At 54.9% G+C, this 12,448-nt stretch carries 13 protein-coding genes and 1 tRNA gene; 13 read left to right on the top strand and 1 reads right to left on the bottom strand.

The window, feature by feature from the left end:
• Positions 1-161: 161 nt before the first annotated feature.
• From RDY34_RS06500 to RDY34_RS06460, 9 genes are all read left to right on the top strand, one after another.
• A complete protein-coding gene (locus tag RDY34_RS06500; RefSeq protein ID WP_308074745.1) occupies positions 162-1,448 on the top strand; it encodes a cell division protein ZipA C-terminal FtsZ-binding domain-containing protein in 1,287 nt (428 codons plus the stop codon).
• Between the two features lie 110 nt (positions 1,449-1,558).
• Positions 1,559-4,042, top strand: coding sequence for an NAD-dependent DNA ligase LigA (gene ligA, locus RDY34_RS06495; protein ID WP_308074746.1), 2,484 nt, complete (start codon positions 1,559-1,561; stop codon positions 4,040-4,042).
• 56 nt (positions 4,043-4,098) lie between these two features.
• Positions 4,099-5,274, top strand: a complete 1,176-nt coding sequence (gene hemW / locus RDY34_RS06490) for a radical SAM family heme chaperone HemW (RefSeq protein ID WP_221409810.1) — start codon at positions 4,099-4,101, stop codon at positions 5,272-5,274.
• Positions 5,275-5,764: 490 nt separating this feature from the next.
• Positions 5,765-6,289 carry an outer membrane beta-barrel protein NspA gene (gene nspA / locus RDY34_RS06485; RefSeq protein ID WP_118787283.1) on the top strand — a complete coding sequence of 175 codons (525 nt, stop codon included), beginning with the start codon at positions 5,765-5,767 and terminating at the stop codon, positions 6,287-6,289.
• 136 nt (positions 6,290-6,425) lie between these two features.
• The gene (locus RDY34_RS06480; protein ID WP_308075277.1) at positions 6,426-6,815 is read left to right on the top strand and encodes a RidA family protein; all 390 of its coding nucleotides are present in this window, start codon (positions 6,426-6,428) and stop codon (positions 6,813-6,815) included.
• Between the two features lie 76 nt (positions 6,816-6,891).
• Complete coding sequence (locus RDY34_RS06475; RefSeq protein ID WP_308074747.1) at positions 6,892-7,722, top strand: symmetrical bis(5'-nucleosyl)-tetraphosphatase; 831 nt, start codon at positions 6,892-6,894, stop codon at positions 7,720-7,722.
• Positions 7,723-7,736: 14 nt separating this feature from the next.
• Positions 7,737-9,194 carry a TrkH family potassium uptake protein gene (locus RDY34_RS06470; RefSeq protein WP_308073438.1) on the top strand — a complete coding sequence of 486 codons (1,458 nt, stop codon included), beginning with the start codon at positions 7,737-7,739 and terminating at the stop codon, positions 9,192-9,194.
• Positions 9,195-9,197: 3 nt separating this feature from the next.
• The gene (locus RDY34_RS06465; protein ID WP_308073439.1) at positions 9,198-9,323 is read left to right on the top strand and encodes a hypothetical protein; all 126 of its coding nucleotides are present in this window, start codon (positions 9,198-9,200) and stop codon (positions 9,321-9,323) included.
• On the top strand, positions 9,307-9,720 hold the full coding sequence (locus tag RDY34_RS06460) for a hypothetical protein (RefSeq protein WP_308184493.1): 414 nt from the start codon (positions 9,307-9,309) through the stop codon (positions 9,718-9,720). The genes RDY34_RS06465 and RDY34_RS06460 overlap by 17 nt, the downstream gene beginning before the upstream one ends.
• A 205-nt stretch (positions 9,721-9,925) precedes the next feature.
• Here the strand turns inward: RDY34_RS06460 and RDY34_RS06455 are convergent.
• Positions 9,926-10,002, bottom strand: a tRNA-Pro gene (locus RDY34_RS06455).
• Between the two features lie 385 nt (positions 10,003-10,387).
• On the opposite strand from RDY34_RS06455, the gene nudB reads away from it, so the two are divergent.
• From nudB to rdgB, 4 genes are all read left to right on the top strand, one after another.
• A complete protein-coding gene (nudB, locus tag RDY34_RS06450) occupies positions 10,388-10,840 on the top strand; it encodes a dihydroneopterin triphosphate diphosphatase (protein ID WP_003675653.1) in 453 nt (150 codons plus the stop codon).
• A 129-nt stretch (positions 10,841-10,969) separates the two neighbouring features.
• Positions 10,970-11,503 (top strand): inorganic diphosphatase, encoded by a 534-nt coding sequence (locus RDY34_RS06445; RefSeq protein ID WP_002222820.1) that lies wholly within the window; start codon positions 10,970-10,972, stop codon positions 11,501-11,503.
• Positions 11,504-11,615: 112 nt separating this feature from the next.
• Positions 11,616-11,849, top strand: coding sequence for an NGO_0222 family membrane protein (locus RDY34_RS06440; RefSeq protein WP_308073442.1), 234 nt, complete (start codon positions 11,616-11,618; stop codon positions 11,847-11,849).
• Positions 11,842-12,441, top strand: coding sequence for an RdgB/HAM1 family non-canonical purine NTP pyrophosphatase (gene rdgB / locus RDY34_RS06435; RefSeq protein WP_308073443.1), 600 nt, complete (start codon positions 11,842-11,844; stop codon positions 12,439-12,441). The genes RDY34_RS06440 and rdgB overlap by 8 nt, the downstream gene beginning before the upstream one ends.
• Positions 12,442-12,448: the final 7 nt, after the last annotated feature.

The raw sequence follows: 12,448 nt of genomic DNA, 5'->3' as shown, positions 1-12,448 counted from the left end.
TTTCCGCTTATTTCGACACACTGCTGTCAGACCCTGCAATTTTCGTTATAATTCAAACGTTATAACCGGTCGTTCCGTCAGACTGCCGGAAACGCAAGCCCGATTTAACCGCAGTACCCGCACTTTGCGCATCCTGCATCCCGAAATTTAAAGTGATTGCCATGATTTACATCGTACTGTTCCTCGCCGCCGTCCTCGCCGTTGTCGCCTACAATATGTATCAGGAAAACCAATACCGCAAAAAAGTGCGCGACCAGTTCGGACACTCCGACAAAGATGCCCTACTCAACAGCAAAACCAGCCATGTCCGCGACGGCAAACCGTCCGGCGGGTCAGTCATGATGCCGAAACCCCAACCGGCGGTCAAAAAAACGGCAAAACCCCAAGACCCCGCCATGCGCAACCTGCAAGAGCAGGATGCCGTCTACATCGCCAAGCAGAAACAGGCAAAAGCCTCCCCGTTCAAAACCGAAATCGAAACCGTCTTGGAAGAAAGCGGCATTATCGGCAACTCCGCCCACACCGTTTCCGAACCCCAAACCGGACATTCCGCACCGAAACCTGACGACGCGCCGGCAAAACCCGTTCCCGTTCCGCAAACGCCGGCAAAACCGCTGATTACGCTCCAAGAATTGTCAAAAGTCGAACTGCCGTGGTTTGACGTGCGCTTCGATTTCATCTCCTATATCGCGCTGACCGAAGCCAAAGAACTGCACGCACTGCCGCGCCTTTCCAACCGCTGCCGCTACCAGATTGTCGGCTGCACCATGGACGACCATTTCCAGATTGCCGAACCCATCCCGGGCATCCGCTATCAGGCATTTATCGTGGGTATTCAGGCAGTCAGCCGCAACGGACTTGCCTCGCAGGAAGAACTCTCCGCATTCAACCGCCAGGTGGACGCATTCGCACAAAGCATGGGCGGTCAGACGCTGCACACCGACCTTGCCGCCTTTATCGAAGTGGCTTCCGCACTGGACGCATTCTGCGCGCGCGTCGACCAGACCATCGCCATCCATTTGGTTTCCCCGACCAGCATCAGCGGCGTAGAACTGCGTTCCGCCGTAACGGGCGTGGGTTTCGTCTTGGAAGACGACGGCGCGTTCCACTATACCGACACGTCGGGTTCGACCATGTTCTCCATCTGCACGCTCAACAACGAGCCGTTTACCAATGCCCTTTTGGACAACCAATCCTACAAAGGCTTCAGTATGCTGCTCGATATCCCACACTCTCCGGCAGGCGAAAAAACTTTTGACGACCTCTTTATGGATTTGGCAGTCCGACTGTCCGGCCAACTGAACCTCAATTTAGTTAACGACAAAATGGAAGAAGTTTCGACCCAATGGCTCAAAGACGTACGCACTTATGTATTGGCACGTCAGTCCGAGATGCTCAAAGTCGGTATCGAACCAGGCGGCAAAACCGCATTGCGCCTGTTTTCATAACTCCGCAAACACAAGGGCGGATACATCGGCAACGGTGTATCCGCCTTTTGTTTTCCTGTAAAATCCGACCATTTCCAACACGTTTTACCGTTCAGACGGCATCTTTAAAAATGTCGTCTGAAAACCTATCCGCCATGAACCCGACCGCACAACACATCCGCCGCCTCACCGACCTGCTCAACCGCTACGCCTACGAATACTACACCCTCGATGCACCCAGCGTACCCGATGCCGAATACGACAAATTATTCCGCGAACTCGAAGCGTTGGAGTTAAACCATCCCGAACTCAAACTGCCCGACAGTCCGACCCAGCGCGTCGGCGGCGAGCCTTTGGCGGGATTTGCCGAAGTGCGCCACGAAGTGCCGATGCTGTCACTGACCAACGCCTTCTCCCCGCAAGATGAAAACGGCGTGTTCGACCACGCCGAAATGTATGCTTTTGATGAACGTGTGCGTAACGGTTTAAACGGCGAACAACCGGAATATGTAATCGAACCCAAATTCGACGGCCTCGCCATCAGCCTGCTCTACCGCGACGGCGTATTGGTGCAGGCGGCAACACGCGGCGACGGTACAACCGGCGAAGACGTAACCCGAAACGTCAAAACCGTATCCAACATCCCCCTGCGGCTGCACGGCGAAAATACGCCCGAACTCATCGAAGTGCGCGGCGAAGTGCTGATGCTCAAAGCCGATTTCGCCGCCCTCAATAAAAGACAAGCCGAAAACGGGCAAAAACCCTTTGCCAATCCGCGCAACGCCGCTGCCGGCAGTCTGCGCCAACTCGATTCTCGCATTACCGCGCAACGCAAACTGCACTTTTTCCCCTACTCCGTCGCCCGTCAGCAAGGCGGTTTCGTCGCGGAAGCACACATCCAAGAACTCGCCTATTTCCAAGAGCTCGGCTTCAGCCTGCCCGACGGCAATTTCGGCTGTTTCAAAAATATCGATGAAGTATTGGCGTTTTATGAACAAATGCAGCAAAAACGCCCCGAACTGCCCTACGAAATCGACGGTATGGTGGTCAAAGTCAACAGCCTGGCGCAACAGCACGAACTCGGCTTCATCTCCCGCGCGCCGCGCTGGGCGGTTGCCCACAAGTTCCCTGCCGAAGAAGCATTAACCATTGTCGAAGCCATCGATGTGCAAATCGGGCGCACCGGCGCGGTAACGCCGGTTGCCCGCCTGCAACCCGTATTCGTCGGCGGCGTCACCGTTACCAACGCCACCCTGCACAATCAGGACGAAGTGTCCCGAAAAGACGTGCGCGTCGGCGATACTATCGTCGTGCGCCGCGCCGGAGACGTGATTCCCGAAGTCGTGCGCGTGATTTTCGAACGCCGTCCGATGCGGGAAACCGCCGTTGCCGTTTCAGACGGCATCGGGCATCGGCAGGACGATTTGTTTGCCGAAACACCGTCCGCCGGGCAAACCCGATCCGTTCCGCTCCACAAGCCCTACCGCCTGCCGACCCGCTGCCCCATCTGCCGCAGCGAAATCGAACGCGAAGAAGGCGAAGCCGTCGCCCGATGCAGCGGCGGCATGCTTTGTCAGGCGCAACGCGCGCAAGGCTTAATCCACTTCGCCTCGCGTAAAGCGATGGACATCGACGGCTTGGGTGAAAAACAAATCGAACAGCTGGTCGCCCAAGACCTCGTCCGCCATTTCGCCGACCTCTACCGCCTCGACATCCCGACCCTGCAAAAAATGAAGGAAGCGGCGGACAAAACCGTTGCCGAATCGGATCAAATGCCGTCTGAAGTCAGTTCGGACGGCGCGTCGGGCAAACATAAAAAACCACCGGTCAAGTGGGCGGAAAACATCCTCACAGGCATAGAATCCGGCAAAACACCCGAACTCGCCCGCTTCCTGTTCGCGCTCGGCATCCGCCACGTCGGCGAACGCACCGCCAAAACACTGGCGCAGGCATTCGGCTCGCTGGAACACGTCCGCCGCGCACCCGAACCCATCCTCGCCTGCCTGCCCGACATCGGCACGGTAGTGGCGCATTCCATCACCCACTTCTTCGCCCAAGCCGAACAGCAGGCGATGATAGACGAACTGCTTGCCGCAGGCGTTGCCCCGCAAGCCCAAGCCGTCAGTCTGCCCGTCGCACAATATGCCGAACCGCAACGCTGGATCGCCCGCCTGCCCGGCTTCAAAATCAGCGAAAACAAAGCCCAAGCCTTATGGGAACTCGCCGGGCAAAGCATAAAAGGTCTGCAAAACGACAAAGCCCTCCCTGCCGACTGGCAGGCGTGGCACAGCGAAACACAAAACGCCGTCCTGCTTGAAAACCTGAAAACCTTCTTCGCGCAAATGCCGTCTGAAGACGAGGCGGCTCAAGGTTCAGACGGCATCAATAAAGCCGTAGCAGGCAAAACCTTCGTGTTAACCGGCACCCTGCCCACGCTCAAACGCGACCAAGCCCAAGCATTAATCGAAGCCGCAGGCGGCAAAGTTTCCGGCAGCGTGTCCAAAAAAACCGACTACGTCGTCGCAGGCGAAGCCGCGGGCAGCAAGCTGGAAAAAGCCAATGCCTTGGGCGTTTCCGTCCTCAGCGAAGCCGAACTGCTTACCCTGCTCGGCTGAACCTATGCCGTCTGAACCGCCTTCAGACGGCATTGTCCACTTTTCCGAACCGCACCATGCACACCATTTCCTTTCCAAACCGCACCCGGCTCACCGCCCTACCGCCCCTGTCGCTTTACATCCACATCCCGTGGTGCATCAAAAAATGCCCGTATTGCGACTTCAATTCTCACAGTCTGAAAAACGGATTGCCCGAAGCCGCCTATATCGACGCGCTGCTGACCGATTTGCAGCTCGAATTGCCCAATATTTGGGGCAGGCCGGTGGAAACGGTATTTTTCGGCGGCGGTACGCCCAGCCTGTTTCAGGCAGAATCGATTGACCGTTTGTTGAGCGGCGTGCGTTCGCTGTTGCGCTTGCAGCCGGAAGCGGAAATTACGTTGGAAGCCAATCCGGGTACATTTGAAATCGAGAAATTTCAAGGATTTAAAGACGCAGGCATCACGCGGCTTTCTATCGGTGTACAGAGTTTCAACGACGATATGCTCTCAAGGCTGGGGCGCGTCCACAACGGCAAGGAAGCCTTAACCGCCATAGCTACTGCCCTGAAATTATTTGATAAAGTCAATATCGACTTGATGTACGCCCTGCCGAACCAAACCGTTCGGACGGCATTGGATGACGTACAAACCGCCATCGCCACGGGTGCGACCCACATCAGCGCGTATCACCTGACGATGGAACCGAACACGCCGTTCGGACACACGCCGCCCAAAGGTTTGCCGCAAGACGAAGCCGCCCTCGACATCGAAGACGCGGTACACGGCGCATTGGAAAACGCCGGCTTTATCCATTACGAAACATCGGCTTTTGCGAAACCCGCCATGCGGTGCCGCCACAATTTGAACTACTGGCAGTTCGGCGATTATTTGGGCATAGGCGCGGGCGCGCACGGCAAAATTTCCTACCCCGACCGCATCGAGCGCACCGTCCGCCGCCGCCATCCCAACGACTACCTCGCCCTGATGCAAAACCGGCCGGGTGAAGCCGTCGAACGCAAAACCGTCGCCGCCGAAGATTTGCCTTTCGAGTTTATGATGAACGCCCTGCGCCTGACCGACGGCGTACCCGCCGCGATGTTGCAGGAGCGCACGGGCGTACCGAGTGCCAAAATCATGGCGCAAATCGAAACGGCAAGGCAAAAAGGTTTATTGGAAACCAACCCCGCCGTATTCCGCCCGACCGAACGTGGACGATTGTTTTTAAACGATTTATTGCAGTGTTTTTTATAAGCGCAAGCAAATACAAGGATGCCGAAACGGCAAATTCCAACAACGGACATTCTCAAAAATGACGCGCGGCAACGGCGGCGGCGACAAGGACGGAACCGGCAGGCGGCGGATACCGGCGGTTTTCGGTACGGGGGCGTGCCGAAGATGCGGGGCTTATCCTTGCCGCCGTGGAAAAAGCCGGCGGCAGCCGCCTCCCCCGCCGGGCGTTTCAGACGGCATCGCCGCGCACAAAAAACCGTATGCCTGCACGCGCGCAAATTCCGTCATCCACGCCGTCCCTCCTTTTCCCAAACCGTTTGCAAGTTCCGTCCATCCGCTGCGTGATGCCGCTCCGTTTAAAGGCAGGGCACGGAACAATGCCCGGTATGCCGTCCCGCATCTTGGGGCATTGAAAATATTACGATGCAAAAAGAAAATTTCAGTATAATACGGCAGGATTCTTTAACGGATTCTTAACCATTTTTCTCCCTGACCATAAAGGAACCAAGATATGAAAAAAGCACTTGCCGCACTGATTGCCCTCGCCCTCCCGGCCGCCGCACTGGCGGAAGGCGCATCCGGCTTTTACGTCCAAGCCGATGCCGCACACGCAAAAGCCTCAAGCTCTTTAGGTTCTGCCAAAGGCTTCAGCCCGCGCATCTCCGCAGGCTACCGCATCAACGACCTCCGCTTCGCCGTCGATTACACGCGCTACAAAAACTATAAAGCCCCATCCACCGATTTCAAACTTTACAGCATCGGCGCGTCCGCCATTTACGACTTCGACACCCAATCGCCCGTCAAACCGTATCTCGGCGCGCGCTTGAGCCTCAACCGCGCCTCCGTCGACTTGAACGGCAGCGACAGCTTCAGCCAAATCTCCACCGGTCTCGGCGTATTGGCGGGCGTAAGCTATGCCGTTACCCCCAATGTCGATTTGGATGCCGGCTACCGCTACAACTACATCGGCAAAGTCAACAACGTCAAAAACGTCCGTACCGGCGAACTGTCCGCCGGCGTACGCGTCAAATTCTGATATACGCGTTATTCCGCAAACCGCCGAGCCTTTCGGCGGTTTTGTTTTCCGCCGCCGCAACTACACAAGCCGGCGGTTTTGTACGATAATCCCGAATGCTGCGGCTTCTGCCGCCCTATTTTTTGAGGAATCCGAAATGTCCAAAACCATCATCCACACCGACAAAGCCCCCGCCGCCATCGGCGCGTACAGCCAAGCCGTGCGCGCGGGCGACACCGTTTACATGAGCGGTCAGATTCCCCTTGATCCCGCCACGATGACCGTCGTCGGCAACGGCGATTTCCGCGCCGAAGCCCGCCGGGTCTTTCAAAACCTGCAAGCCGTCGCCGAAGCGGCAGACGGCTCGCTGGACGACATCGTCAAACTCAACGCCTACCTGATCGACTTGGGCAACTTCGCCGTCTTCAACGAAGTGATGGCGGAATTTATCGCCGAGCCGTTTCCCGCCCGCGCCGCCGTCGGCGTTGCCTCGCTGCCCAAAGGCGTGCAGGTCGAAGCCGAAGCCGTCCTCGTTTTGAACGCATAATTCCACGTTCGGACGGCATAAGATTTCCGACCGTGCCGTCTGAACCGCAACACTTTCCCACTTCACAACATCTGCAATGGCACATTACGCAATCGGCGACATCCAAGGCTGTTTCGACGAACTGGCCGCGCTGCTCGGCAAAATCGGCTTCAACCACGGCACGGATACCCTCTGGCTGACGGGCGACATCGTCAACCGCGGCCCGAAATCCCTCGAAGCGCTGCAATTCTGCATCCGGCACGAAAACAGTGTGCAAATCGTCCTCGGCAACCACGACCTGCACCTGCTCGCCGTCGGCTGCGGCGAAAGCGCGCCCAAACGCAGCGACACAATCGAACCCATACTCAAACACCCCGACGGCAGAAAAATGCTCGACTGGCTGCGCGCGCAACCGCTTTTGATACGCGAGGGCAGCCGCGTGATGGTACACGCCGGCATCCTGCCGCAATGGCGCATCGCCAAAGCCGAATCGCTCGCTAGAGAAGCCGAAGCCGAACTGCGCGGCAAAAAATACGTCAAATTCTTCTCCAAAATGTACGGCAACAAACCGTCCGCGTGGGACGAAGGTTTGGAAGGCTATGCCCGCCTGCGCTTCATCGTCAACGCCTTCACGCGGATGCGCGCCCTGACCTTTAAAAACGAACTGGATTTCGACTACAAATCCACAGTGAAAAAAATGCCGCTTTACCTGCGCCCGTGGTTCAAAGCCCCCGACCGGCAAAACCTCGACCACACCATCATCTTCGGACACTGGTCCTCGCTGGGCTACACGAATGCCGACAACGTCATCTCGCTGGACACCGGCGCACTGTGGGGCGGGCAACTGACCGCCGTCAACCTCGAAACGGAAGAAATTACCCAAGTCCAAGCCGCCAACGGCATAGACTGGAAAAGTTTCGCAAAATAACGGACCGCCCCACTATGCACAAAATCCTGCCCATCGCCCACGTCCTCTCCCGACTGGGTATGCTGTTTTCCTTTATCCTGCTGATACCCGCCGCCCTCTCCTACGCCTTTTCGGACGGCGCGTACACCGCCTTCGCCACCACCGCGACCGTTACCCTTTCCGGCTCGTGCATCGTCCGGCTCGCCACCCTCCGATTCAGGCGCGAACTGCGCCCGCGCGACGGCTTCACCCTCGTCCTGATGCTGTGGCTGGCGTTTGCCGCTATGGCGGCGATGCCGATGTACCTGTATTTCCCGAATATGGGCTTTACCGACGCATTTTTTGAATCGATGTCGGGACTGACCACCACCGGCGCGACCGTCATCCCCCACGTCGACGGACTCGCCCCCTCCGTCAACTTTTGGCGGCATATGCTCAACTGGCTGGGCGGGATGGGCATCATCGTCCTTGCCGTCGCCATCCTGCCTATGCTCGGCGTAGGCGGCACGCAGTTATTCAAAGCCGAAATCCCCGGCATTGACAAAGAAAGCAAAATGTCGCCGCGCATTTCCCAAGTGGCGAAAAAACTCTGGTTCGGCTACACCCTGATCACCATCCTCGCGACAGCCTGCCTGCATTTTGCCGGGATGGGCTGGTTCGATGCCGTCTGTCACGCGATGGCGACCCTCTCGCTGGGCGGATTTTCCACCCACGATGCCAGCATAGCTTATTACAACTCCCCCCTCATCGAAGCAGTCATTATCGTTTTCACTATTTTCGGCGGCATCAATTTTGCCAGCCATTTCGCCGCCCTCAACAGCCGCAGCCTCAAAACCTATTGGAAAGACGAAGAATGCCGGACAATGCTGCTGCTGCTCTCCGGCAGCATCCTTGCCGCCGCCCTGTACCTGTGGCACACCGGCCATTACGCCGGCTTCATCGAATCCCTGCGCTACACCGCCTTCAACTTCGTCTCCATCGGATTGGCAAACGGGCTGGCCAACACCGACTTCGCACAATGGCCGCTCCTGATTTCCCTGTGGATGTTTTTCCTCGCCAACATCCTCGCCAGCTCCGGCTCGACCGGCGGCGGCATCAAAACCATACGCGCCCTCGTCCTGTTCAAATTCAGCCTGCGCGAAATGATGGTGCTGCTGCACCCCAAAGCCGTCCGCACCGTCAAAATCAGCGGCAAGGCCATACCCGACCGCCTCGCGCTGACCGTTATGTCCTTCATCTTCATCTACTTTATGACCGTCGTCCTCTTCAGCTTCCTGCTGATGGCGAGCGGTATGGAATTTACCACCGCCTTTACCGCCGTCATCGCCTGCATTACCAATTCCGGCCCCGGCCTGGGCGAAGTCGGGCCCGCCGGCAATTACGCCGGTTTGGACGTAATACAGAAATGGATTTGCGTTACCGCCATGCTCTTAGGCAGGCTGGAAATCTTCACCGTCTTCATCCTCTTCACCCCCGCCTACTGGAAGAAATAAAAAATGCCGTCTGAAAACTTTTCAGACGGCATTTCAAGAAAATTTGTACATGTAGAAACAGGTGGTATGTTGAAATGGGATATTTGGATTTGGAATGGAAGAAGTAAGAGATATGAGAAAATTAGATGACAAAGAAAAAGCAATGTATATTGCGAAAAAATTTCAAAAAAGAATGTTAATTCCTAAGATTTTTTTTATTTCCGTAGCCTGTATATCTAGTGCGGCAACCCTCCAAGAAATTGTTACAAACAATAATTTCTTAAAGAAAGATATTTTTTTTATTATATTTACTATATATTGGGTTGTTGGATTATTTTTTTGTATTATTTATATTCCGATTGCCGGCATATGTCCATATTGCCATTCTTTTCAAAAATTTAATGGCAAATCATTTGAGATTGATGCCAATAATTTAACTTATTCAAGAGGAATTTCTCCATTTAATAAAGATTATTGCACCGAGTGTAAAGCACCACTATCACCTAATGCCGTGGAGTATATGTATTCCAAAATAGCTGATGAGTAAGTATAACAGGCGTAGCCTGTGCAATCAGCAAACCATAGCCCATATGAAATCTAAACTCAACAAGTAGCATGTATGCGGAACGCACGCATGCGATTCTCAAAGTTTGAGCTAAGAGGTTGTCTTAAACAATAAATACGGTTTCAAACGACCTTTCTTTATACAGACAAAAAAGCAGCCGTTTCAAAAACGGCTGCCTTATATTTTTTGGTCGGAGTGAAAGGATTCGAACCTTCGACCCCTTGCACCCCATGCAAGTGCGCTACCAGACTGCGCCACACTCCGACTCGATAAGTTTCGAATTATAATTTTAGCCGGGCCCTTTGGCAAGCCTTAAGATGATACCGTTTCCTATCTTTTTGACACAGTAGGGATATTTATCGGAATCGGAACAAATGTTCAGACGGCATTTATGGCAGGTGTCGCAGGCTGCTATAATCGCTTCATCATACGTATCAAAACGGAACAGACGGATATTTCTCATAATCCGTCCCAACGTCGGGCATTTGACGATTCGCCCGAAACCATAAAGATACGGAAAATACAACTGTGTAAATATATTGGGAAACCTGCACCGATAAAGGTACCGACCGGTTTCAGCAACGGTATAACCTAATCTTCGACGGAAACAACAAGCCCGAATCTCCAATAAAACCGCCAAAGGACATTGATGGCAAAACCGCTCAAATATCCCGTCTCCGCACTGGTCGTACTCCATGACGGGGACGGCAGTATCCTCCTCATCGAACGCACGCATCCGAAAGGATTTTGGCAGTCTGTAACCGGCAGCCTCGAACCTGGGGAAACCGTTGCCCAAACAGCAAGGCGCGAAGTTTGGGAAGAAACCGGCATCCTGCTGGCGGAAGGACAGCTTCAAGACTGGCACGACAGCACGGTTTACGAAATCTACCACCACTGGCGGCACCGCTATCCAAAAGGCGTGTTTGAAAACCGCGAACACCTCTTCTCTGCCGAAATCCCGCGTGATACGCCCATCGCCCTGCAACCCGAAGAACACGTCTCCTACGGTTGGTTCGATATGGAAGAAGCGGCGGAAAAAGTATTTTCCCCGTCCAACAGGCGCGCGATTTTGGAATTAGGCAGACGCTTGGGCAGGCTTTGAAAAATGCCGTCTGAAAAATGCCGTCTGAAAATATCCGGAACCCTTTTCAGACGGCATGGCGGCGTTTCCATCAAACTTTTTGTTTGCTATACTCCTGCCGTTCAAATCCTCAGAAACAAAGGAAACCAAATGGCAGACTTCAACCAAATTCTGACCCCGGGCGACGTGGATGGCGGCATCATCAACGTTGTCAACGAAATCCCCGCCGGCAGCAACCACAAAATCGAGTGGAACCGCAAACTCGCCGCATTCCAACTCGACCGCGTCGAACCCGCCATCTTCGCCAAACCGACCAACTACGGCTTTATTCCCCAAACATTAGACGAAGACGGCGACGAATTGGACGTGCTGCTCGTTACCGAACAACCTTTGGCAACCGGCGTATTCTTGGAAGCGCGCGTTATCGGCGTGATGAAATTCGTTGACGACGGCGAAGTAGACGACAAAATCGTCTGCGTCCCTGCCGACGACCGCAACAACGGCAACGCCTACAAAACTTTGTCCGATTTGCCGCAACAGCTCATCAAACAAATCGAGTTCCACTTCAACCACTACAAAGACCTGAAAAAAGCGGGTACGACCAAAGTCGAATCCTGGGGCGATGTGGAAGAAGCAAAAAAAGTCATCAAAGAATCCATCGAACGCTGGAACAAACAGGCATAACATCCGCCTTCCCATGCCGTCTGAAGGCCTCTTCAGACGGCATTTTTCCAGCCTCTAGGGAATGCCGTCCTAATCGGCTATAATCCGAACATACCGTTTCCGACCGAACGCCATGAACCGCCGAAAAATCTATCTGTTGTCTGTTGCCCTGTTCACACTGGCATTTATGCTGCTCGTCCTCTTGGGTGCTTATCTGCTGACCACCGGCAGCAAAGCCTTCGCCGTCGCGTCCTTCCTTTTCGCATTCGGCGCACTGTTCGGGCAAATCGGCGCACTCGCCCTCTACCTGCGGCACAAATCCCTACACGCCGACCCATCCACACCACAAAGGAACCGCTATGTCTGAAAAACCGGAAAAAATCGTTTTGGCAAGCGGCAATGCCGGCAAGCTCAAAGAATTCGGCAACCTATTCGAACCATACGGCATTACCGTATTGCCGCAATCCGAATTCGGCATACCCGAATGCCCCGAACCCTATTCCACCTTTGTCGAAAACGCGCTGGCAAAAGCCCGGCACGCCGCCGGACACAGCGGACTGCCCGCACTCGCCGACGACAGCGGCATCTGTGCCGCCGCCCTAAACGGCGCGCCGGGCATCCATTCCGCACGCTACGCCGGCGACAACCCCAAATCCGATACCGCCAACAACCTGAAACTTGCCGCCGAACTTGCCGGCAAAGCCGACAAAAGTTGTTCTTATGTCTGCGTATTGGTTTTTGTCCGCCATCAAGACGACCCGCGCCCAATTATCGCCGAGGGCGTATGGCACGGGCAGTGGAACGACACGCCGCTCGGGCAAAACGGTTTCGGTTACGACCCGTATTTTTATCTGCCCGAACACGGCAAAACCGCCGCCGAATTGGATTCGGAGGTCAAAAACCGCGAAAGCCACCGCGCGCAGGCACTCGCCGATTTAATCCGCAAACTCGCCCTTTAAACATCAA

The organism is Neisseria polysaccharea (assembly GCF_963392925.1).
Lineage (GTDB): Bacteria > Pseudomonadota > Gammaproteobacteria > Burkholderiales > Neisseriaceae > Neisseria > Neisseria polysaccharea.
Note: the sequence above shows the minus strand (reverse complement) of the source record. Positions and strands in the feature narration are given on the sequence as shown.

What these genes read in the sequence shown, in the direction of transcription:
- RDY34_RS06500 (WP_308074745.1), top strand. Translation starts at nt 162, where the DNA reads ATGATTTACATCGTACTGTTCCTCGCCGCCGTCCTCGCCGTTGTCGCC.
- ligA (WP_308074746.1), top strand. Translation starts at nt 1,559, where the DNA reads ATGTCGTCTGAAAACCTATCCGCCATGAACCCGACCGCACAACACATC.
- hemW (WP_221409810.1), top strand. Translation starts at nt 4,099, where the DNA reads ATGCACACCATTTCCTTTCCAAACCGCACCCGGCTCACCGCCCTACCG.
- nspA (WP_118787283.1), top strand. Translation starts at nt 5,765, where the DNA reads ATGAAAAAAGCACTTGCCGCACTGATTGCCCTCGCCCTCCCGGCCGCC.
- RDY34_RS06480 (WP_308075277.1), top strand. Translation starts at nt 6,426, where the DNA reads ATGTCCAAAACCATCATCCACACCGACAAAGCCCCCGCCGCCATCGGC.
- RDY34_RS06475 (WP_308074747.1), top strand. Translation starts at nt 6,892, where the DNA reads ATGGCACATTACGCAATCGGCGACATCCAAGGCTGTTTCGACGAACTG.
- RDY34_RS06470 (WP_308073438.1), top strand. Translation starts at nt 7,737, where the DNA reads ATGCACAAAATCCTGCCCATCGCCCACGTCCTCTCCCGACTGGGTATG.
- RDY34_RS06465 (WP_308073439.1), top strand. Translation starts at nt 9,198, where the DNA reads ATGCCGTCTGAAAACTTTTCAGACGGCATTTCAAGAAAATTTGTACAT.
- RDY34_RS06460 (WP_308184493.1), top strand. Translation starts at nt 9,307, where the DNA reads ATGAGAAAATTAGATGACAAAGAAAAAGCAATGTATATTGCGAAAAAA.
- nudB (WP_003675653.1), top strand. Translation starts at nt 10,388, where the DNA reads ATGGCAAAACCGCTCAAATATCCCGTCTCCGCACTGGTCGTACTCCAT.
- RDY34_RS06445 (WP_002222820.1), top strand. Translation starts at nt 10,970, where the DNA reads ATGGCAGACTTCAACCAAATTCTGACCCCGGGCGACGTGGATGGCGGC.
- RDY34_RS06440 (WP_308073442.1), top strand. Translation starts at nt 11,616, where the DNA reads ATGAACCGCCGAAAAATCTATCTGTTGTCTGTTGCCCTGTTCACACTG.
- rdgB (WP_308073443.1), top strand. Translation starts at nt 11,842, where the DNA reads ATGTCTGAAAAACCGGAAAAAATCGTTTTGGCAAGCGGCAATGCCGGC.